The organism is Kribbella sp. NPDC050241, from assembly GCF_044459685.1.
Taxonomy (GTDB): Bacteria; Actinomycetota; Actinomycetes; order Propionibacteriales; family Kribbellaceae; genus Kribbella.
Genome location: NZ_JBITJE010000010.1, coordinates 153,617 through 174,890 on the forward strand (window position 1 = coordinate 153,617; position 21,274 = coordinate 174,890).

16 protein-coding genes are annotated in these 21,274 nt (G+C 69.3%); 9 read left to right on the top strand and 7 right to left on the bottom strand.

Annotated elements, in window-relative coordinates:
- Positions 1–4 precede the first annotated feature (4 nt).
- From ACIBG5_RS35035 to ACIBG5_RS35050, 4 genes are all read right to left on the bottom strand, one after another.
- On the bottom strand, positions 5–682 hold the full coding sequence (locus ACIBG5_RS35035; protein ID WP_396395813.1) for a hypothetical protein: 678 nt from the start codon (positions 680–682) through the stop codon (positions 5–7).
- Positions 679–3,429 (bottom strand): FtsK/SpoIIIE domain-containing protein, encoded by a 2,751-nt coding sequence (locus tag ACIBG5_RS35040; RefSeq protein ID WP_396395814.1) that lies wholly within the window; start codon positions 3,427–3,429, stop codon positions 679–681. Before ACIBG5_RS35040 ends, ACIBG5_RS35035 begins: the two co-directional genes overlap by 4 nt.
- Before the next feature lie 115 nt (positions 3,430–3,544).
- Entirely contained in the window at positions 3,545–3,940 is a 396-nt protein-coding gene (locus tag ACIBG5_RS35045; protein ID WP_396395815.1) for a VOC family protein, read from the bottom strand.
- Between the two features lie 7 nt (positions 3,941–3,947).
- Entirely contained in the window at positions 3,948–4,145 is a 198-nt protein-coding gene (locus ACIBG5_RS35050; protein WP_396395816.1) for a hypothetical protein, read from the bottom strand.
- A 121-nt stretch (positions 4,146–4,266) separates the two neighbouring features.
- Here ACIBG5_RS35050 and ACIBG5_RS35055 point away from each other — a divergent pair, with 121 nt between their 5' ends.
- Positions 4,267–7,350 (top strand): PD-(D/E)XK nuclease family protein, encoded by a 3,084-nt coding sequence (locus ACIBG5_RS35055; RefSeq protein WP_396395817.1) that lies wholly within the window; start codon positions 4,267–4,269, stop codon positions 7,348–7,350.
- Positions 7,343–10,747, top strand: coding sequence for a UvrD-helicase domain-containing protein (locus tag ACIBG5_RS35060; RefSeq protein WP_396395818.1), 3,405 nt, complete (start codon positions 7,343–7,345; stop codon positions 10,745–10,747). The genes ACIBG5_RS35055 and ACIBG5_RS35060 overlap by 8 nt, the downstream gene beginning before the upstream one ends.
- A 439-nt stretch (positions 10,748–11,186) precedes the next feature.
- Here ACIBG5_RS35060 and ACIBG5_RS35065 read toward each other — a convergent pair whose 3' ends face one another.
- A complete protein-coding gene (locus ACIBG5_RS35065; RefSeq protein WP_396395819.1) occupies positions 11,187–11,810 on the bottom strand; it encodes a LysE family transporter in 624 nt (207 codons plus the stop codon).
- A 254-nt stretch (positions 11,811–12,064) separates the two neighbouring features.
- On the opposite strand from ACIBG5_RS35065, the gene ACIBG5_RS35070 reads away from it, so the two are divergent.
- The 3 genes from ACIBG5_RS35070 (at position 12,065) to ACIBG5_RS35080 (ending at position 13,926) form a co-directional block, all read left to right on the top strand.
- A complete protein-coding gene (locus ACIBG5_RS35070) occupies positions 12,065–12,379 on the top strand; it encodes a PadR family transcriptional regulator (RefSeq protein WP_396395820.1) in 315 nt (104 codons plus the stop codon).
- Positions 12,380–12,381: 2 nt separating this feature from the next.
- Positions 12,382–13,104, top strand: coding sequence for a hypothetical protein (locus ACIBG5_RS35075; RefSeq protein ID WP_396395821.1), 723 nt, complete (start codon positions 12,382–12,384; stop codon positions 13,102–13,104).
- Between the two features lie 195 nt (positions 13,105–13,299).
- Positions 13,300–13,926, top strand: coding sequence for a DUF6308 family protein (locus ACIBG5_RS35080; protein ID WP_360450851.1), 627 nt, complete (start codon positions 13,300–13,302; stop codon positions 13,924–13,926).
- A gap of 5 nt (positions 13,927–13,931) precedes the next feature.
- Here ACIBG5_RS35080 and ACIBG5_RS35085 read toward each other — a convergent pair whose 3' ends face one another.
- Both ACIBG5_RS35085 and ACIBG5_RS35090 read right to left on the bottom strand, forming a co-directional pair.
- Positions 13,932–15,449, bottom strand: coding sequence for an LLM class flavin-dependent oxidoreductase (locus ACIBG5_RS35085; RefSeq protein ID WP_396395822.1), 1,518 nt, complete (start codon positions 15,447–15,449; stop codon positions 13,932–13,934).
- Positions 15,450–15,542: 93 nt separating this feature from the next.
- On the bottom strand, positions 15,543–18,575 hold the full coding sequence (locus ACIBG5_RS35090; RefSeq protein WP_396395823.1) for a BTAD domain-containing putative transcriptional regulator: 3,033 nt from the start codon (positions 18,573–18,575) through the stop codon (positions 15,543–15,545).
- A 97-nt stretch (positions 18,576–18,672) separates the two neighbouring features.
- Between ACIBG5_RS35090 and ACIBG5_RS35095 the strand changes: the two genes are divergently transcribed.
- From ACIBG5_RS35095 to ACIBG5_RS35110, 4 genes are all read left to right on the top strand, one after another.
- On the top strand, positions 18,673–19,236 hold the full coding sequence (locus tag ACIBG5_RS35095; RefSeq protein WP_396395824.1) for an NADPH-dependent FMN reductase: 564 nt from the start codon (positions 18,673–18,675) through the stop codon (positions 19,234–19,236).
- A gap of 15 nt (positions 19,237–19,251) precedes the next feature.
- Positions 19,252–19,791: a dihydrofolate reductase family protein gene (locus ACIBG5_RS35100; protein WP_131518056.1), complete on the top strand. Its 540-nt coding sequence runs from the start codon at positions 19,252–19,254 to the stop codon at positions 19,789–19,791.
- Positions 19,792–19,976: 185 nt separating this feature from the next.
- A complete protein-coding gene (locus tag ACIBG5_RS35105; protein WP_396395825.1) occupies positions 19,977–20,561 on the top strand; it encodes a hypothetical protein in 585 nt (194 codons plus the stop codon).
- Complete coding sequence (locus ACIBG5_RS35110) at positions 20,558–21,157, top strand: hypothetical protein (protein ID WP_396395826.1); 600 nt, start codon at positions 20,558–20,560, stop codon at positions 21,155–21,157. Before ACIBG5_RS35105 ends, ACIBG5_RS35110 begins: the two co-directional genes overlap by 4 nt.
- Positions 21,158–21,274 lie beyond the last annotated feature (117 nt).

Genomic DNA, 21,274 nt, shown 5'->3' on the forward strand with positions numbered 1-21,274 from the left:
TGACCTAGTTGCGCTTCTTCGGCAGCACGATCGCCGTACCGGACACCACCACCGGCACCAGGATCGCGATCCACCAGGGCAGCCCGGCGGCCATCAGTACGACGACTGCCACCGCACCGCCCCAACCCCACCACCGGGCACCGGGCAGCCGCGGCAACCCGAGCACCCGGGACGCGGCCAGCATCGTGACAGCGGCGATGGCCGCGGCCTCGACCCCGGCCAGGAACGATCCGGTGACCACCCACACCACCAGGAACCCGACCAGTGTCAGGGCCGCGCTGATGGTACGGCGCTTGCGTCGCTCCTGGAGCTCCCGGGCCTGAGCGCGGACCTCCTCGAGTGTGTCGACTGCCTCACCCAGCTGCTTGGTGAGGCGGGTGGCCACTGTCTCGATGTCGTTGAGCGCACGGATCTCCGGCAGTGCGACGTTCGCCCGCTTCCCGTCGGCGGGCAGTCCGGCGCGCTGCAGGCTGGCCGCGGCCTTCTCGGCCAGTGTGTTGAGTCGGGCCTCCAGCTGCCGCCCGCGCTCGGCCATGGCTTCGGCCTCGGCCATCGCAGCGGCCTCCGCCTTCGTCTTGTGAGCCGTCAGCCGGTCCTGCGCCTGCTGCGCGTCCACACGAGCCCCAGCGACCGTCCGCAACGTCCGTGCGTACTCGGACCACACCTGCTGTTCCGTCTTCATCGCCGTACCTGCTCCACTGCACGGTCCACCTCGTCGGACCGCAGTGCGGCAAACGGTACGACGATCTGCGCCTCAGGGTGCAGTCCGTCCCAGAGCAACCCGCGGTGTGGTTCCGAAGCCCACCGCACCAGCGGACCGCACACCGCCCGTACGCCGTCCTGCGGGTGCCGGAGGAACAGGTGAGTCGCCACGTTGGCACGCCCGTACCCGAGCTGCTCGGTGCAGACATGCAGCCGGTTCCACCACCCGAAGGTGACGAGCCCCTGCGCCGGACCATCCCGCACGATGTCCTGCAGCGCGTTCGCCGGGCTCTCGAAGAACCCTTCGGCGTGCAGCTGCATCCGCGGTACGCCGTGGAAGCCGAACCCGAGCAGGTACGTCTCGCCGACCTGCCCGTTACGGACCGCGTCCCGCAGGGAGAACAGCCGCGGTACGACCTCGTCGTGTTTGTCGACCGTCTCAACCTCGCAACCGAGCTGCCGCAACGCCTGCACCAGCGCGTCCTTGCCCTCGGCAACAGCAGGCGCGGAGTTCGTACCGTCCATGAAGATGAACCGCGGCGGATCCACCGCTGCGGCCGCGGTCGACAACGCAAGACCGCTCAGCACCCCGAGCGCATCGGCCGGACCGTCACCCAGCACCAGTACGCCGGCCCCCGGCTCAGGCCGCACCTCGACCTGCACAGGCTCCTCGGTCACCGCGATCGGCAAACCGGTCCACGGCAGCCCCAGCTCGGGCTTCACCGCCGCAGCGGTCTCTGCCAACCGAGCCGGCTCCGCGAGATGGAAGACCCGGGGCGGACGCGCCGCCTCACCCGCACGCAGCCACAGCTCACGCCGCAGGTCGTCCAGCACCACCTTGTCCGCAAAACTGACCAGCACATGCTGGTTGTCGTCGGGCGACCCGAAGTTCGCGTTCAGCACCGCTTCACCACGGAACTGCAACTCAGCCGCAGCGGTGTTCCCGCTCCGCAAGATCGCCTGCGAATCCGCCGGCGTGGTCTTCAGTGCGATCCGGTACGGCACCTGGCCGAAGATCGAGTCCCGCCGCGTCGACAGCCGCTTCACACCCTCGATCGTCTGGGTCGCCAGCACGACATGTACGCCGTACGCACGCCCCAGCCGCACCAACCGCTCCAGCAGCTTCGCTGCCTCGTCGGCAAGCTCGTCGTCGTCCTCCAGCAGCACCTGGAACTCGTCCAGTACGACGAGGATCCGCGGCGGCCGCTCCGGCCCGGGCTCGAGTTCGGCGATGTCGGCGACGTTCCCGTGCGACTTGAAGATCTCGCTGCGCCGCGCCAGTTCGTCGGACAGATGACGCAGTACGGCGAGACCGAACTCCCGGTCGCTGTGGATCCCCAGCACGCGCACATGTGGAAGCCAGTGCTCCCGCTCCCCCGCCGGACCCAGCGCGGAGAACTCGACACCGTGCTTGAAGTCGAGCAGGTACATCTCCAGATCCACCGGGTCGTGCCGCGCGGCGAGACCGTGGATCATCACGAGCAGCAGGTTCGACTTGCCTTGACCGACCGCACCGCCGACGAGGACGTGCGGCAGCGCCGGGTTGCCGCTGCGCAACCTCACCAGCGCCGGCGTGCGGTCGTCGTACCCGATGACCGTGTTGAGCTCGTCCGTGACAGGCTGCCACCAGGTCGAGCGGTCCGGCAGGGTCCGGTCGAAGTCGATGGTCGGCAGGACGGCGATCTCCGCCAGCTCCGCGATCACGTCACAGATGCCGGCGGCAACGTTCGCGTCGAACGCCGGATCGAGCTTCGCCGCTACGCCGGGCAGTTGTGCGACCTCGACCTTGTTGTTGGCGATGGCAACAGATGTGAGGTGGTCGAGCAACTGCTTGGTGTCGACATCGGACTCCGCCGGCGTCGACGGGTCGTGGTGGATGAGGAAGCAGATGCCGCGTTCGCCGGCCGTCGCGGCCAGCCGGAGCAGGTCCCGCTGGGCGAGCGTGTCGATGCCGGCCGGGTAGTCGAACAGGATGACCAGCCGGTACGGATCGGTCACCCGGCCGGTCTCCCGGATCAGGTCCTCGAACCGCTTGTGCCCGAGCTGCGCCTGCCGGCTGGCCCGCAGCGACGACACATCGACCAGCCCGGACAGCACACCGTGCAGCTGCTCTGCGGTGTGCGTTGCCCTGGGCACCAATTGCGGGTACTTCGTGGTCAGGTGTCCGAGCAGCCCCATCATGCCGGTCAGACGCGGGTCGTAGGCGTCCACCCTGATCCGGAAGGGTTCGGCGGCCGCGACCAGTCGCATCGCGACGCTCTGCAGGAGCCGGCGGGCGGACTCGTTGCGGTCGGCGGTCACCTTCCAGCCGTTCGTCCGCAGCAGCGGCGCGACGACCGGCGTACCGGCGTCCAGCTCACCCACCCGGATGTACGACGGGACGCCCGCGCCGACCAGTTGGCGCGAACGCCAGCGGGCGTCGTTCGGCGGGACTGCCGCGAGACCGGGTGCCAGCCGGTCCGCGAGGAGGCGCGCGGCCGGCTCGGCCTCGGCCAGTGCTTCAGCGGTCTTGGCATCGACCAGCCCGCGGGACTCACGACGGGCGATTGCGGTCTGCTCCTGCAACTGACGATGCAGCTGCACGGCCCGCTGGTGCTCGCCGTGTGTCAGCCGGTGGGCGTTGTCCAGCAACTGCCCGAGAGCGTGTTGGAGACCGCGGATCCGCGCTTCCAGGAGCTCCGGCGAAACCGGTCCGGGCGGACTTCCCCCGTCAGGCTTCTCCGTCACGAGCACCGTCCTTCCACCCTTGCCCCGCGACCGTACTGATTGCCTGGTGTAACCATGTCACACCAACAGTCCCTGGTGTCACTCCAGGCATCAGTAGTCTCACCCTCCGACCCAGTTACTCGGGGGCGACGATCTCGAGCTCGTAGCCGTCCTCGTTGTGCAGGAAGGCGGCGTAATGCTGCGGGCCGCCGGCGTACGGGTGGCGGTCGGCGAACATCAGCGTCCAGCCGTTCCGGGAGGCTTCGCCGACGATCGAGTCGACCTCGGCGCGACCGGCCGCGTTCAGCGCGAGGTGGTTCATCCCGGGGCGCATCCGGTCGTGCTCCTCGGCGGACATCGCGGGGCTCTGCTCGACCACGACATAGCTGCCGTCGGGCGCGGTCCAGGTCATCCCGCCGGGCCAGCCGTCACCGTCCTTCCAGCCCAGCCGGTTGAGGATCCAGCCCCAACTGCTCCTCGCCCGGGACAGGTCCGGGACCCAGATCTCGACGTGATGCACAGCGGCTGCCATCGGAGCATTATCTGTGCTCGTCGAAACGGCTCGACACCGCCATCGAGACCAGTCCCGACACGACCAGCCAGACCAGTGCCGCGACCAGCCACGGCCACCACTCGCGGCCCTGGGCGGCGTCGGCGACGGCCTTGCCGAACATCCCGCCGGCGGGCGCGAAGACCAGCACGAGCAGCGCCCGCGCGATCGTCGTCTCCCTGGTCATTCCTTCATTGTGCGAGCCGGTCGCGAACCCTGCAGAAACCTTGGCGTTTCGCGCCCCGTCACCTTTCTGTCCGTGCAAGGGTTTACCGTCTGCGGTGACAGTCAAAGCATCGGGGGTTTCGGTGAGCACCACCCGGATCGAGAGCACGGCCTACGGTGCGGCCGCGCTGGAGCGCCTGCAGGCCGTGGTCGCGCGGCTGAAGGCGGACGATCCGATGAAGCCCGTCACGCTGCTGCTGCCGAACAACCTGTCCGGGGTCGTCGCCCGCCGCCACCTTGCGCTCTCCGGGATCGCGGGCCTCTACCTGGCGACCTTGGAGCGACTGGCCGAGCAACTCGCGGCCGGGGTCCTGTCGCCGCGCCGGCCGGCGACGCGCCCGATCGTGGCCGCGACCTGGCGGACCGCGCTCTCGAAGGCGCCTGGGATCTTCCAGGACGTCGCCGAGCATCCGTCGACGATCCAAGCGCTTGCGTCAGCCCACCGCGAGCTCCGCGACCTGACCGACGCAGCGCTCGACAACGTCGCCGGTGCATCCGTGCTCGGCCCCGATCTGGTCCGGCTCCACCGCCACGTCACCACCGAGCTCGGCGCGGAGTGGTACGACGAGACCGATCTACTGCGCGCCGCGGCGACCCGCGTCGCCGCGGACCCCGCCATCGTCGGTGAGCTCGGGGCTCTGGTGCTCTATCTGCCCCAGGAGCTCACCCAGTCCGAGGCCGCCTTCGTCGAGGAGCTCGGCCCCGCGGCTGCCGACCTCACGGTCATCATCGGTCTGACCGACGTACGACGGGCGGACCGGGCGGTGCGGCGTTCGCTGGAACGCATCGGCATCGATCTGCCGACGTCGATCTCGAAGAACTACCCGGTCGCGACCGAGATCCTGAATGCGTCCGATGCCGACGACGAGGTGCGTTGCGTGGTTCGCGATGTGGTCGCGTCCCTCGAGCGCACCCCGGCCCATCGCATCGCGGTGCTGTACACGGCCGCGGCGCCGTACGCACGGCTCCTGCACGAGCATCTCGCCGCAGCGCAGATCGAGGTCAACGGTCCCGGCACGCGACCGGTGCACGAGCGGGCGATCGCGCGGACCCTGCTCGAGGTGCTGGCGCTCGTCGACCACGATCTGCCGCGCGCCGATGTGTTCCGGGCGCTCGCCAATGCGCCGACGCGCGACTTCACCGGCGAGCGGATCCCGGTGCCGCAGTGGGAGCGCATGTCCCGGGCCGCCGGTGTGGTTCGCGGCGACGACTGGGACACACGTCTGGCGCGGTATGCCGAGGCCGAACGTCGTACGGCCGATCAGGAGGAGGCCGCCGAGGATCCACGACCGGCCGCGATCCGGCGGGCGCAGTACAACGCGAAGCGGGCCGAGGGGTTGCATGCGTTCGCCTCGGAGCTTCGCCGCCGCCTGGGTGCGCTCGCGCTGCTGGAGACCTGGGCCGCGCTGGCCGACGGGGTGCTACAGCTTTTCCACGATCTGCTCGGCGATTACTCGTCCCTTCCGATCGAGGAGCAGTACGCCGCTGTCGCGGTCGAGGGATCGCTGAAAGGCCTGTCCACGTTGGACGAGCTCGGTACGCCGGCCAGCCTCGCGGTGCTGCGCGACGTACTGGATCTGGAGCTGCAGCAGTCGCTCCCCCGCGTCGGTACGTTCGGGACGGGGGTGCTGGTGGCGCCGATGTCCGCGAGCATCGGGTTGTCGGCCGACATCGTGTACGTCGTCGGTCTGTCGGAGGATCTGTATCCGGGCCGGGTGCACGAGGACGCGCTGCTTCCGCATCGGGTTCGCGAGGCCGCGGCGCCGGAGTTGGCGTCGTTCCGGGATCGGCTGGACGAGAAGCAGCGACACCTCTTGGCAGCGTTCTCCGCCGGGTCCCGCAAGGTGGTGGCATCGTTCCCACGTGGCGATCTGCGCCGGTCCTCACGACGGTTGCCGACGCGGTGGTTGCTCGGGTCGCTGCGGTCACTGACCGGCGATCATGCGCTCGCGGCGACGCAGTGGGACCAGGGCGAGTACGGCGATCAGCTGCGGACGTCGGCGTCGTACGCGGGATCGTTGACGACAGCAACCATTCCAGCGACGGAGCAGGAGTGGCAGGTCCGGTCGGCGGCGGCTGGACTGTGGCTCAACGACGGGGTGCTGGTGCGTGCGCGGGAGCTGCTGCGTGGGCGTGGCAGCAACGCGTTCACCCGCTTCGACGGCGACCTGTCCGGGGTGCCCGGTCTGCCGGAGTACGCGGTGGAGGACAGGATCGCGTCGCCGACGTCGCTGGAGGCTTACGCGACCTGCCCGCATGCGTACTTCATCGAGCGGTTGCTTCAGGTGGAGCCGCTCGAGGCGCCGGAGGACCTGCTCGTCATCTCGCCGCTGCAGATCGGCAACCTGATCCACAACAGTCTCGATGCCTTCGTCTCGCGGCTGGCCGGTTCGTTGCCCGGGTACGGCGAGCCGTGGCCGGCCGAGCAGCGAAACCTGTTGCTGGCAATCGGTGCGGACCTGGCCGATCAGTTCGAGGCGGAAGGACTCACCGGGCATCCGCGCTTGTGGCAACGCGAGCGGCTGCGGATCCTGCACGACCTGATGGAGCTGCTGGCCGACGACGAGCGATGGCGGTCGCTGCGGGACGCGTCGGTGGTCGCGAGTGAGCTGCGGTTCGGGTTCGAGGGCGAGCCGCCGGTCGAGATCCCAGTGCCGTCGGGCCGCGTGCTGTTGCGCGGTTCGGCCGACAAGGTCGACCTCGGCCAGGACGGGACCATCTACGTCACGGATGTGAAGACCGGTGGGTTCTCGCGCTATGAGGCGATCGAGTCCGACCCGGTCGCGGGCGGGACGAAGCTGCAGCTGCCGGTCTACGCCTACGCGGCCCGCGCTCGCCTGGGTGAGCAGTCGACTCCGGTCGAGGCGGCGTACTGGTTCGTCCGACGCGGCGGGAAGCGGATCCCGGTGCCGCTGACCCCGGAGGTCGAGGCGCGGTACGTCGACACCCTCGACGTGATCGTGTCGTCGATCGCGGCCGGGTTCTTCCCGCCGAAGGCGCCGGAGATTCCGGACTTCCTCTGGGTGCAGTGCCCGTACTGCAATCCCGACGGTCTCGGCCACAGCGAGGTGCGGGCGCGGTGGGACCGCAAGCGCCACGATCCGACGTTGGAGCGTCTGGTCCGGCTGATCGACCCGGTCGCGTACGAGGAGGCCGGCGATGAGTGAGCAACTGCTGGACGAGCCGGCCCGCGAGCGGATCCGGTCGGACACATCGTCCACGCTGTTCGTCGAGGCGGGTGCCGGGTCGGGGAAGACGCACGCGCTGGTCGATCGCGTGACCACACTGGTCCTGCGCGACGGCATACCGCTGCGGACGATCGCGGCCGTCACCTTCACCGAGAAGGCCGGGGCGGAGCTGCGCGACCGGTTGCGGGTCGAGTTCGAGAAGGCGCGGAAGGGGCCGGCCAGGACGCTGGCGGACGAGGCGTTGGACGACCTCGACTCCTCGTCGATCGGTACGTTGCATGCGTTCGCACAGCAGCTTCTGCTGGCGCATCCGATCGAGGCCGGCCTGCCGCCGCTGATCGACGTACTGGACGAGGTCGGGTCGTCGGTCGCCTTCGAGGAGCGCTGGGCCGAGTTGCAGCAGCAGTTGCTGGACGACGACTCGATCGCCGAGCCGCTGCTGCTGGCGATGGCGGTCGGGGTCGAGCTGAAACATCTGCGGTCGCTGGCGCGGCTGTTCGGGAACGACTGGGACCTGATCGCCGAGCGCGTGCTGGTGGACCCGCCCGAGCTGGTGGCGATGCCAGACCTCAGCGGGTTGATCGCGGCGGCCGCGCAGATCGGCGGGGCGGCCGAGGCGTGCATGGATCCCGACGACCGGCTGCTGCCGAAGGTGCACCTCATCCGCGAGCTCGGGGTGATGCTGGACGCCGCCACGGACCAGGAGCGGCAGCTGGCGATCCTGCAGTCGTTGCGGGGGCTCAAGCTCGGGCGGATCGGGCGCAAGGACAACTGGCCGGACATCACCAAGGTGCGCGACGACTGCTCCGCGGTCGTCGACGTGGCCAACTCGCTGGTCGACCTGCTCCTGGATGCTTGCCTTCGGCACCTTTCGCACTGGATTGCGGAGCGGGTGCTGGAATCGGCCGAGCTGCGGCGGGCCGAGGGGCGGCTCGAGTTCCACGACCTGCTGGTGCTGGCGCGCGACCTGCTCCGGCGGGAGCCATCGGTGCGGTCGGCGCTGCAGGAGCGGTACGAGCGGCTGCTGCTGGACGAGTTCCAGGACACCGACCCGATCCAGATCGAGCTGGCGGTCCGGATCGCGGGCGGCGCGGAGGCGGACGCCGAGGACTGGCGTGACGTCGAGGTGCCGGAGGGGCGGCTGTTCGTGGTCGGCGACCCGAAGCAGTCGATCTACCGCTTCCGTCGCGCGAACATCGCGACGTACCTGACGGCGCAGGACCTGCTGGGTGAGACGGTCGCGCTGACGACGAACTTCCGCACGGTTCCGCCGATCCTGACCTGGATCAACACGGTCTTCGAGACGCTGATCCAGCCTCAGGAAGCCGCCCAGCCGTCGTACCAATCGCTGTCGCCGCATCGGAGCGGACCGACCGGGAAGCCGTCCGCGCCACCAAAAACCGTCCAGCCGGACAGTGTGAGCGGCGACCAGTTGTCGCTGCTTGGCTTCGGCGATGACGACGCCGACGATCAGGTCACTGACCTCGCGGCCGTTCTCCCCTTCCGGCGCCCCGGCGAAGACGCACCTGAGCCTGCGACGCCGGTGGCGTACGACGAGTCCGTCTCGGGTCCTGCCGTCACCATCCTCGGCTCCGAGCCGCACGCGGACCTTCCCCGCGCGCAGGCGTCCGTCCTGCGCGAGCGGGAAGCCATCGACGTTGCCGCCGTCATCGAGCAGGCGCTCCGCGACGGCTGGCAGGTGTACGACGAGCGCGCCGGGACGTGGCGTGCGGCCGAGGCCGGCGACATCGCCGTACTGGTTCCAGCACGTACGTCCCTGCCGTTCCTCGAGGACGCCCTCGATCGCGCGGACATCCCTTACCGCGCCGAGGCAAGTTCTCTCGTCTATCAGACCGCCGAGGTGCGTGACCTGCTTGCCTGCGCTCGGGCCTTGGGTGATCCGAGCGACCAGCTTGCGCTGGTCACCACCCTGCGTTCGCCGCTCTTCGGATGCGGCGACGACGATCTCTTCGTGTGGAAGCGCTCCGGTGGCTCCTTCACCCTGACCGCGCCGGTCCCGGACCAGTTGCTCACTCATCCCGTGGGCGAGGCGATCGAGTGGCTCCGCCGGACCTACTACGCCGCCCGCTGGCTCACCCCGAGCGAGGTCCTGGCCAAGATCGTCGCTGACCGCCGCATGCTCGAGGTCGCCGCGATCGGCCCGCGAGCGCGCGACGCCTGGCGCCGGATCCGTTTCGTCGTCGATCAGGCTCGCGCGTGGTCGGAGGTGGAGCACGGCGGTCTGCGTTCGTACCTCGCCTGGGCCGCGCACCAAGGTGAGGAGACGTCACGGGTCGCCGAGGCGGTCCTGCCCGAGACCGACGCGGACGCGGTCCGCGTGATGACGATCCACGCCGCGAAGGGCCTGGAGTTCCCGATCGTCATCCTGTCCGGCATGACCGCGGCGCCGAACCGGCAGCGCGGTGTGCAGGTGCTCTGGCCGCAAGACGGTGGCTACGCGGTGAAGCTGAAGTCGTCGGTGCAGACCGAGGACTTCGACCTCGTCCAGCCGGTCGACGAGCAGATGGACGGGTTCGAACGCCGCCGGTTGCTGTACGTCGCAGCCACCCGCGCCCGCGACCATCTCGTCGTCTCGCTGCACCGCTCCGGCAACCGCAAGCACTCCAGCAACGCGGAGCTCATCGCAACCGCCGGCGGGGTCGAGGCTCCGCACGGGACACTGTTCGAGAGCCCAGCACCGGTCGTGCGCGATCCGCGGACTACGGCGGACGTCACCCCACCAATGGCCCGTACCGAGTGGGACACCCGCGTCTCCACGGCCCGCGCCGCGAGTCGCGCCCGCTCCGCGCAGAGCGCGTCCGGATTGGAGGGCACCGGTCCTGATGTCGCCCTGGCCGAGGTGGATCCCGGGACCGCGAAGGCGCCTCGCGATCTCGAGCTGCCGCCGTGGTCGAAGGGCCGGTATGGCACCGCGATCGGCCGCGCGGTTCACGGCGTACTCCAGGTGGTTGACTTGAGCACCGGCGCCGGGCTCGAGGCCGCTGTGTCGGCGCAGTGTCTCACCGAAGGTGTCCTCGAGTACGCCGACGTGGTCACAGCGCTCGTGCGCTCGGCGCTCGCGTCCGAGGTGGTGAAGCGCGCCGCCGCCCGGGAGCACTGGCGGGAGTCGTACGTCGGTACGGTCCAGCCCGACGGCACGATCCTCGAGGGGTTCGTCGACCTCATCTACCGCGAGGATGACGGGCGCCTCACGATCGTCGACTACAAGACCGACGCCATCCCTGCCGCGGCTCTGGACAGCCGGGTCGCGTACTACGCACCCCAGCTCCAGGCGTACGCAGCCATCCTCCCCAACACCGCCCCACCCATCCTCCTGTTCCTCAACCCGACCACCGCCACCGAACGCCGCCTCTAGCCCACCGGACTTCACCCTCACCTAGCGTGAGGCTGGAGTTGGGGTGCATGAGTGACAACCTGGCAGTAGAACGCGAGCCCGGAACCCTGCACCCGTAGCGACGCCCGGCCGATCGATCTCCGGTCCACACCGCCGCAACCCCGCCCTGTGCCCCACCGGCGCAACCCCCGCCCTGCGCCCTACCGCCGCAACCCCGCCCGGTGGCCCGCCGGCGCAACCCCGCCCTGTGCCCCACCGGCGCAACTCCGCCCTGGCGCCGACGCAACTCGCGCTCTGGGCCATGGCGGTGCAACGCCGGCCCTAGGTCCGTCGGCGGGTCACGGACCTCCGGCACTCACCAACCGTGTCCGCCCCGGAGGCCGCACGCTCAGCGATCCGCCGACTCCGGTCGATCCCCGGGGTTGTTGAGTGGCCCAGGTCCGCGACGAGCCTTTGTGGGCTAGGCGATCAGGCGGATGGCGAGGGCGATGATGACGGTGCTGGAGGCTAGGGCGGTCAGTAGCCGGCCGAGGTGGCCGGTGAGGGCTCGGCCTAGTAGGGCGCCGCCAGAGGCGAGGAGGAGTTGCCAGCTGGCGGAGGCGACCAACGCGGCCAGTACGAAGATGAAGCGTTCGACCACCGCTGGATCGGGCGACCCTGATCCGCCGAGGACCAACGCGGCGAAGTAGATCACCGTCATCGGACTGAGCAGAGTCATCCCGAGCATCCCGAAGTACGCCGTACGTCCGGCAACCGGCATCTCCTGGCTGATCCCGGTCAGCCGGTGCGCGCGATACCGGCGTACCGCCCTGATGGCTCCCATCGCTGCGAGACCCAGCAGGACCACGAGCGAAACCCACCGCAACGGCGTCACGATCGGCACGAGGAGCGGCGCCAACGCGGACCCGGCGGCCGCGGCGACCAACGCGTAGATGCCGTCGGCCGACGCGATCCCCAACGCGGCACAAGCCCCGACCCGCAACGAACTCCGCGCACTCAGCGCCACGAGATAGGTCCCAACGGGCCCGACCGGCATGGCGATCCCATACCCGGCCAACAGCCCGGCGACCAACGCCGCGGTCACGACTGACCGAAGCTGGACCCTCCCCAACGACCGGCCTGCTGCTGAACCCGGGCCGCCGCTCCGGCCCCCAGGTTCAACAGCAACACACCCACAGTCGTCGTAGTCATGCGCCCATCATGAGCATCCCCACCCCCGCCCTCAACCCATTTACAACCCGTTGCCCACCGCAACAATCCCCAAGTCCACAAGATCTGCAGCCACGGAGCGGCGGTGGGGCGTTGACAGGTAAGTCTATATAGGTAGACATTGAGGGTATGGGGCGGATTCGGCGGCCTTCTGGGCAGACGTTGGCGGTGTTGTGGGCGCTGGCGGAGGCGGCGCCCGCGTGGGTGCATGGGTATGAGTTGTGCCGGGCGACCGGGCTCAAGGCGGGCACGGTGTATCCGATCCTGATCCGCCTCGCCGAGCGAGGGCAGCTTGATGCGCGCTGGGAAACCGACCCGCCGCTCGGACGCCCGGCGCGTCATCTGTATCGGCTGTCAGCAGACGGCGCGCAGTACGTCGCCGACCTCCGACGCGAAGCCGCGAAACCCAGCCGCACCCCAAAGCCCCAGGTAGCGGGTGCCTGACGATGAAGGCGGCTGTGGCGGCCGGCTTGGTCTTGCTGACCCCGTGGCTTCTGGCCGCGGCCGCGATCGTCTCCCACTCAGCCCGAGCGGCGACCGGCCCGGATCTGCCGGCCCGCCTCGCCTCCTGGTCGACCGCGGGACGGCGCGGCGCGAGGGCGGACTGGGGAGCCGCCATGCGCGCCGAACTCGCCAGCATCGATGATCCAAGAGAACGTCGCCGGTTCGCCCTCGGCTGCGCGTGGGCCGCCGTACGCACCGGATGGGGTCGCGGACCGCTGCTGGTCGGTGCCGCGTCAGCAGTCCTCGTCGCACTCCTCACCTTCACCGCCTCACGACTGATGCTCGCCGGCGACCGCACCGGCCTCCTCGCCGCCGTCCTCGTCGGCGCACCCCAGCTTCTGTTCGGCGGAGTAGCACTGACCGCCGCCCGCCGAGCACGCTCCTTCCGGACCGGCATCGAGTACGGCGCCGCCGTACTCCTCGCCTCTCTCCTAGCCATCCTCACGGTCGCCATCCCCGAATCCATTCGCTGGTACGACGAAGCCGGCGTCTGGCTCCTGGACGGCGACTCCCCCGCCTCAGGCATCCCCAACGCCCAGGCCGCCGTACAGGACGCGCTGGGCGGCCTCACGTTCTTCTTCCTCCTCTTCACCACCCCCTGGCCCGTCCTCGGCGCCTACCTCGGCGGCCACCTCCCGCAGGGCCTCCCCGGCACGCGCGGTTGAAGGTTTGCGACTGAGAGGCCGTGGAGACGGGGGCACTGGGGAGCCGATGATTACCGGCTGTGGATCACGGGAAGTGACCCTGGCGTGTGGGTGAGCGCGGGGTCGCCTACGATCTGCGGAAACGGAGTGAGGATTCGTTCGGAATATGGTCCGCCCGCTGGCGGGTCTGCCACCAAGAGTGTGAGGGTGTGGCTCATGAACATCGGTACTCGGAAGATCGTCGTCGACGAGGCGATCGCCCAGCTACGGCTGTACGCCGAAACCAACGGCGCCGTACTGCGGTACTACGACGGTCTGCCGGGGATGACGCTGGTCGGTGGCGCCGAACCGAACCACGTGACGCTGTCGGACCTGGGCCGGATGATGGTGATCGGCGCGGACCTGCGGGCGCAGGACATCCCGTGGCTGCTGGAGGTCGAGGCGGAGAAGGAGTTCGCCGCGATCCCGGTCGACGCGCGGCTCGAGGATGCGGCGCCGGGCAGTGACCTGTTCGAGGCGGCCATGGCACTGGACGAGAAGTTCTCCGGCCACCGTGGCTTCGGCCAAGCGAAGAAGTCGAAGCTGCTGCACCTGAAGCGGCCGTTCCTCTACCCCGTCAGCGACAGCTTCATCCGGATGACGTACACGAACGCCGCCGCCGGCGCCGAGTTCCTGTCCGCCGTCCACCGCGACCTGGTCAACCCGGCCAACCTCCGCGACTTCAAACTCCTCCAGGTCCGGCTGATCGCCGAGCCCGCCACCTCGGCCGCCCGGCTGCTCGGCGAAGCCCCCACCCTCCGCCTCCTCGACATCCTCGCCTCACTGCTCGGCGAGGCGAAGTAGCGACCTCACATCACGCCGAGCCGCGCCAGCGGCTCGACCAGTTCACGCTCTTCGTAGGACAGGTGGGAGAGCAGCGTGTCGTCCAGGAGATCGACTGCCGCACGGAGACCGTCCAGGTTGCCGGAGCCGTCGACCAGGGCGACGAGTGCCTTGTCGACGCCCTCGAGGACGTCGTGGATGACGCGGTGCTCCTCCTGCAGGCGATCAACGACCGGGACGAGTTCGGGATCGGCTCGGCGCAAGTGCGGGAAGAGTGAAGCGTCCTCGATCGAGTGGTGCGTGGTGACGAGCCGGCAGTAGGACTCGCAGTACGTGCCGAGCGTCCAGTTGTTCTGCCGCATCGTCATCGTGTTGATGTGCGACCGCGCCTGCCCGACACCGAGCGAGCCGGCGGCGACCTGCTCGACCAGATCGCGAATCTGCTCCAGCTCGGCCCGCAGATGATCGTGCACCTCGATCAGATGCTGACCCGACGAGAGCTGGTACGGCGTATACGTCCGGGACGGATCCAGCGCCGGACCGGTCGGTCGCTCCGACTCGTCCAGCAGTTGTACGGCGCTGCGTCGTACGGCGGGAGGTGGAGTCGGTACGACGGTGAACCCGTCGGACCGCACCGGAGCAGCTGCTGCCTCAACGCGCCGGCCGGTGGAGCGTGCGGTGTCGACGGACTCGCGGACGCCGGCGGCCACCTCGGCGAAGCGCCGGATGTCATCGGGGTCGTCGGAGCCGAGGATGTACGTGCTCATCCCCTCGCCCAGCGTCAGGTCGGTGAGCTGGTCGATCCACACCTCCTCGGGCCCTTGCAGGAAGCCACCATTCCCCTCGAACCGTCCGGACAGGTTGTACAGACGCCGTACCGACGCGGGATCGCGGCCGGCATCCACCGCGGCCTCGTCGATGATCTTGTTCATCGCGGCCAGTTCGTCGGGTCCGGCGTACGCGCTGCTCGGAAGCCAGCCATCGGCGAGCCGGCCGGTGACGGCGAGCATGCGCGGCTTGTAGGCACCCAGCCAGATCTCCACATCGTGGGCGGGTTGCGGACCGCGCTTGGCGCCGGCGACCGGGTAGTGCTTGCCGGGCAGCCGGATGCCACCGCCGGTCGGAGTCCAGACCTCGCGCATGATCGCGATGGCCTCCTCCAACGCGGCGATGCTCTGGCCGGTGGTCAGACGCGGGCCGGCGTTGGCGGCCACAGCGTCCAGGAAACCGCCGGCGCCGAGACCGAGCTCGACGCGGCCGCCGGTGATCAGGTCGAGCGTGGCGACGCTACGGGCCAGGACGACCGGGTGGCGCAGCGGCAGGTTGGCGACGTTCGTCGTGACCTTCACGCGCTGGGTCTGCGCGGCGACGACGGACAGCAGGGTCCAGGCGTCCATCAGACGCGGCTGGTACGGGTGGTCCTGGAAGCTGACCAGATCGAGGCCGACCTGCTCGGTCAGCTGGGCGAGCGCGATCACCCGCGCGGGATTGTCGACCGTAGGGGTCAGGAACGTGCCGAAGACCAGCTCGTGGCCGTAGTCCATGGTTCACCTTGCCTGTGGGGATGGTTCGTCGACAGCAAAACTACTTCGCTGGGCAAATAATCTCAACCACAGAACATCTGGTGGCCAACTGGATCACAGCAGCTGGAAGGCCTCCTGTGGTGTGAGGACGGCACCGGCGGCGTACGCCTCCGCGTAGGCGGCGTCGCCCAAGGCAGAGCGGACGGTCTCGATGGCGCGGTCCAGATCCGTGAGGTCGACCGTGGCCGCCAGTTGCGGGTCGGTGGCCCGGGTCGCGGCAGCGGCGCCCAGAAGTTTGGCCGCAACCGTCTTGTCGGGGAGACAAGCAGCGATGCCCTCCAGCGCCCAGCACATGCTGCGGAGCGAGTCGTACTCGGTGGAGATCCGGAAGGCCTCCTTGTGCGACTCCAGGGCGTCGGCGTACTCGCCGCGGAGCTCGAGGAGGAACCCCAGTTCCTCGAGGACCATCGACAGGTAGAGCACCGGCTCGTTCTGCCGGCGGGCCGAGGCGACCAGCGCCCGCAACCACCGCTCGGCCTCGTCGAGGTCGCCGCTGCGACGGGCAGCGAAGCCGAGGACGATCTCGGCCAGTGCCTGCGCCGCGCGCTGTCCTTGCTCTGTCGCGAGCCGCAGCGCGCGCTCACCCTGCGACCTGGCGGCGTCGTAGCGTGCTTGCCGGATCGACGTCCAGCCGAGACCGCCCAAGGCCGAGGCGACCTCCGGCCAGAGCCCGAGCTCCTCGGCCAGCTGAACGCCTTCGAGTTGCAGGCGTTCCGCCTCGCCGAAGTCTCCGGCGCGCTCCGCACGCGCACCGAGCCAGCTCAACGCCTGCAGCATGCCCCACCGATCCCCCAACGACCGGAAGATGCGAGCACTCTCCGAAGCATCCGCGTGCATAGCAGCCAGATCGGATCGCACATGTGAGTGCTTGGACCGGGACGCCAGCGCGGCGGCTACACCCCACTGGTCGCCGTCGGCCTCGAAGCTCTTCAAGGACCGCTCCAGCAACGTCAGAGGGGTCGCCAGGTCGCCCACATCACTGCCCGTGTGGGCGATCCACCATTGTGCACGTGCGTCGGCCGTCTCAATCCATCGGTCTCGTTCGCCCGGCGCTCGCGGGTCGCCCTGCAGATACAGGAACCCAACCCGCCACGCCTCAACCCGCGGAGAACCCGGCACTGCCTCCAACGACCGCTGAGCCTCCGCCAACCGTCCACGTAGGAACCAGTACCAGGCCAGCGCATCCACCAATCGCTCACCCAGATCCAGCCGCCCGACAGCCACCGCCCGGTCCAGTGCGGTCCGCAGGTTGGCAGCGTCCTCGTCCAGCAACTGCAGCCACCGGCTCTGCTCCCCGCCGTACAGGTGCGGACGGGCCGACTCAGCCAACTCCACGTAGTAGTCCAGGTGCCGCTGCCGCACCGCATCCAGCTCACCTGCAGCCCGCAGCTTCTCCACGCAGTACGCCGCCACCGACTCCAGCAACCTGTACCGCGGCCCCTCCACCCCATGCACCGGTACGACGAGCGACCGGTCCACCAGACGGATCAAAACATCCAGTACGTCGGCCTCCCCGCACACCGCCGCCGCAGCCTCCGCCGTACATCCATCAGCGTGTACGGCGAGCTGCCGCAGAACGGACTGCTCATCCGGATCGAGCAGCTCCCAGCTCCAGTCGATCATCGCGAGCAGCGTCTGCTGACGCGGTGCAGCACCGCGGTGTCCGGTCGCCAACAGCCGGAACCGGTCGTCCAGCCGCGCCACGAGCCCACGGACCCCGAGTGCGCGTACTCGGGTCGCAGCGAGCTCCAGCGCCAGTGGGATCCCATCCAGCCGCCGGCACAGCACAGACACGTCGGCAACGGTCGCAGCGGACAACGTGAAGTCACGAGACGCTGCAGCCGCGCGAGTGACGAACAACTGCACCGCACTGCACTCACCCACCGCCTCGAACCCAAGCGCAGGCGACGGCACCTCCAGCGGCGGCACAGTCCAGACCACCTCACCGGCCAGACCGAGTGGCTCACGGCTGGTCGCCAGCACCCGAAGACCCGGCGCGGCTGCCAGCAAGCGGTCAGTCAGCTCAGCAACCTCCGCGACGACCTGCTCGCAGTTGTCCAGCACCAAGAGCCGCGTCCCCATGACAGCCGCCAGCCGCTCAACCACAGCGTCAGCAGGACCGGCGCTGTCCCGCAGATCCAGGGCCGCTTGCACCGCGTCCGTCAATGCGTTCCGCACCGAGCGAGCAGCAGGCGTCACAGCCGCCAGCTCAACCAGTAGGACCCCATCCGGGAACCGGTCCGCGACCGAGGCAGCAGCCGCCAGAGCCAACCGTGTCTTGCCGACTCCCCCAGGCCCGGTCAGCGTCACCAGCCGTGAAGACTGGAGACCCGAGCTCACCTCCGCCAACGCCTCCGAACGCCCGACCAGCTCGGTCAGCTGCGCCGGAAGGTTGGTCCGCGCGTTCGGCAGGTCCTGCGTCAGGATCGACTGCTGCAGAGCCACCAGCTCAGGACTCGGGTCCAGCCCCAGCTCGTCCAACAGCAGCTGCCTCAAGTGCTCGTAGCTCTCCAACGCCTCGCTCTGGCGCCCGGCCCGATACAGCGCCTTCATGTGCGCGGCCCGCAACCCCTCACGCAGTGGATGCTCCGCAACCAGGACGGACAGCTCACTCACCGGCACGTCAGCACGCTCGAGCGCTGCCAACCGCTGCTCGGTGAGCCGCGCGACAGCCGTCTCCACGAATGCCTCGTCGGCAAAGTCTGCGTACGCCGGACCACGCCAGAGAGCGAGCGCCTCGTCGAGTCTGCCGGCGTCGACCCGCTCCGCGAACGTCAAGGCGTCGTACGACGAGCTGTCGACGGTGAGCGAGTAGCCGGCCGGACCGGACTTGACCAGGACGCGGCTGCCGGGCTCCGCGTCCTCGAAGGCACGGCGGAGCTGCGACACCTTGGCGGACAGCGTTCCGGACGGGTTGCCGGGCAGGTCCGAGCCCCAGAGGTCGTCGATCAGCCGGTCCGCCGGGACAGGTCGGCCCTCGTGGACGAGGAGGTCCGCCAGCAGGGCGCGCACCTTCAGGCCTGGGATGGTGACGGGCTCCCCCGCGTCCGTCCAGGCGGTGACCGGTCCGAGCACCCCGAAGCGCATGGCCGCACCCTATCTTTCCGCCCCGGCCGGCGGTGACCGGAAAGAAACCGTAAACGGGATCCGGCAGAGTCTGAAGCACCGGAAAGGAGGCAGGACAATGCGACTGGCAGTGATCATCGGCAGCACCCGCAACGGCCGGTTCGGACCGACCGTCGCACACTGGCTGGCCCGGCAGGCGGCCAAGCAGTTCGAGGTCGACCTGGTCGACCTGGCCACCGCCGCTCTGCCGGCGACACTGCCCGACACCGACGACGAGACGCCGGCGGAGGTCGCCGTACTCGCACCGAGACTGGCCGCCGCGGATGCGTTCGCGGTGGTGACGCCGGAGATCAACTGCAGCTTTCCGGCACCGCTGAAGACCGCACTGGACTGGTACTACGAGGAGTGGCACGCCAAGCCGGTCGCGATCGTCAGCTACGGCCGGGAATCCGGTGGCCGGTGCGCCGCCGCGCAACTGCGGCAGGTCTTCACCGAGCTCCAGGCCGTCACCATCCGCAACACCGTTGCCCTGCCCTGCTACTGGGAACAGTTCACCGCCGACGGTGACTGGCCCCGGCCTGCCGCCGGCTACGAAGCCGGCGCCAAGATCATGCTCGACCAGCTCGTCTGGTGGGCCGAAGCGCTCCGGGACGCGCGCTTGAAGCGTCCTTACCAACAGTAAGAAAGGGAAAGACCCATGAGGAAGCTGATCGAATCCACCTTCATGACCCTGAACGGCGCCATCGACAACCCGCAGAACTGGAGTACGCCGTACTGGGACGACGAGCACAGCGCCTACTCGGTGGCCCTGATGGACGGGGTCGACGCCCAGGTGCTGGGCCGGGCCACCTACGAAGCGTTCGCCGAGGCCTGGTCGCAGCGCAGCGGCGACCCGTACACCGACGCCTTCAACGCGATGCCGAAGTACGTCGCCAGCCGCACGCTGAAGGAGACGACCTGGAACGCCCAGCTGCTCGAGGGCGACGCCGCCGAGGCGGTCGCCCGGCTCAAGCAGACCGAGGGCGGGAACCTGATCAAGTTCGGCACCGGCTCCTTCTCGAAGACGCTGCTGGAGAACAAGCTCGTCGACGAGTACCACTTCTGGATTTTCCCGGTGGTGGCCGACGGCGAGACCATGTTCCAGGGTCAGGGCGTGGACGTCACCCACCTCGACCTGCTCGGCACCACCACCTTCAAGTCCGGCATCGTCGTGCACAAGCTGGCCCCGAAGGCCTGACCGCTCCACTCGCATCCAGCCGGCCCACCTGCAAATGGTGGCCGGCTGGATGCTTGTGCGCGCACTTCGTGGGTACCGGTCCGGCCTCGGGGATGTGAGGCGGAGCTGGGGACCGCCTGCCGCAGGTCCTCGCGATCGGTTCGCCAGATCGCAGGTCCGCACAGTCGAATCGGACTGGAGGTCTGATGGGTACCGTCCTGACTATCGTCGTGATCGTCGTTGTTCTGCTCGCGGCGGCCGCGCTGTTCTTCGCCTACCAGCGCAGACGTTCCGGCGAACTGCGTGAGCGGTTCGGACCGGAGTACGAGCGCAGTGTGGAGGAATCGGGCGATCGTCGCAGCGCCGAACGTGAACTGCGCGGACGTGAACGCCGGGTCTCGCAGCTCGACATCACGCCGCTGAGCCATGAGTCCGCCGAGGCCTACCGGGTCGAGTGGGCGCAGGTTCAGCAGAGCTTCGTCGACCAGCCGGCGGCCGCGGTCGCCGACGCCGATCAGCTGGTACTGCGGATGATGCGCGAGTCCGGCTACCCGGTCGACGAGTTCGACCAGCGCGTGAACGACATCTCGGTGGAACATCCGGAGGTCGCGGCACACTATCGCGACGCGCACCGGATCGCCGTCGCGCAGGAACGCGGCGAGGCCGACACGGAAGATCTCCGCCAGGCCGTCACCGCTTACCGCTCGCTCGTCGAGGCCCTGCTGGCCGACAGCGACGACCTGACCGCACGCCATCGCGCGCAACCGACCGACGCCAAGGAGCAAGCATGACCATGCACGACGACCGCCGCATGAACGAGCCGACCGAGGACGATCGCCTGATCGGGACGACCGACGACGACCGGCTGATGAACGCCAAGCCTGTCGACGATCGGACGGACGACCTGACCGACGACCGCCGGGTGGACGGCACGACGGACGATGGCCTGATGGACGACCGCCGGGTGGACGGCACGACGGACGATGGCCTGATGGACGACCGCCGGGTGGACGGCACGACGGACGACCGGCTGATGGACGACACGACCGACGACCGGCTGATGAGTGGCGACGAGCGTCCGTCGGCGGCCGGTGAGCAGGCCGTGGAAGCACCGGCGGCCGACGAGCCGTTGCTGGCCACGGACCTGATGGTCGACTACCGAAGCCGGTGGGAGGTCATCCAGCAGGGCTTCGTCGACGATCCGCGCAATGCGGTGAGCGAGGCGGACAACCTCGTCGACGACGTACTCAAGCGCCTGTCGGAGTCCTTCGAACGCCAGCACCAGGGCCTGGAGAAGCAGTGGTCCGACGGCGAGCCGTCGACCGAGGACCTGCGCTCTGCGCTGCAGAAGTACCGCGCCTTCTTCCAGCGGCTGCTCACCCTCTGAGCGAACCCGGCCGGGGGGGGGGGGGGGGGGCGGGGGGGGGGGGGGGCGGGGGGGGGGGGGGGGGGGGGGGTGTGTGGGATTGTTGTTGTTTATGTGGGGGGGGGTGGTGGAGGTGCA

Coding starts and splice junctions, on each gene's coding strand:
- ACIBG5_RS35105 (WP_396395825.1), top strand. CDS start 19,977: ATGGGTACCGTCCTGACTATCGTCGTGATCGTCGTTGTTCTGCTCGCG.
- ACIBG5_RS35070 (WP_396395820.1), top strand. CDS start 12,065: ATGGGGCGGATTCGGCGGCCTTCTGGGCAGACGTTGGCGGTGTTGTGG.
- ACIBG5_RS35085 (WP_396395822.1), bottom strand. CDS start 15,449: ATGGACTACGGCCACGAGCTGGTCTTCGGCACGTTCCTGACCCCTACG.
- ACIBG5_RS35075 (WP_396395821.1), top strand. CDS start 12,382: ATGAAGGCGGCTGTGGCGGCCGGCTTGGTCTTGCTGACCCCGTGGCTT.
- ACIBG5_RS35080 (WP_360450851.1), top strand. CDS start 13,300: ATGAACATCGGTACTCGGAAGATCGTCGTCGACGAGGCGATCGCCCAG.
- ACIBG5_RS35090 (WP_396395823.1), bottom strand. CDS start 18,575: ATGCGCTTCGGGGTGCTCGGACCGGTCACCGCCTGGACGGACGCGGGG.
- ACIBG5_RS35110 (WP_396395826.1), top strand. CDS start 20,558: ATGACCATGCACGACGACCGCCGCATGAACGAGCCGACCGAGGACGAT.
- ACIBG5_RS35050 (WP_396395816.1), bottom strand. CDS start 4,145: ATGACCAGGGAGACGACGATCGCGCGGGCGCTGCTCGTGCTGGTCTTC.
- ACIBG5_RS35035 (WP_396395813.1), bottom strand. CDS start 682: ATGAAGACGGAACAGCAGGTGTGGTCCGAGTACGCACGGACGTTGCGG.
- ACIBG5_RS35045 (WP_396395815.1), bottom strand. CDS start 3,940: ATGGCAGCCGCTGTGCATCACGTCGAGATCTGGGTCCCGGACCTGTCC.
- ACIBG5_RS35060 (WP_396395818.1), top strand. CDS start 7,343: ATGAGTGAGCAACTGCTGGACGAGCCGGCCCGCGAGCGGATCCGGTCG.
- ACIBG5_RS35100 (WP_131518056.1), top strand. CDS start 19,252: ATGAGGAAGCTGATCGAATCCACCTTCATGACCCTGAACGGCGCCATC.
- ACIBG5_RS35095 (WP_396395824.1), top strand. CDS start 18,673: ATGCGACTGGCAGTGATCATCGGCAGCACCCGCAACGGCCGGTTCGGA.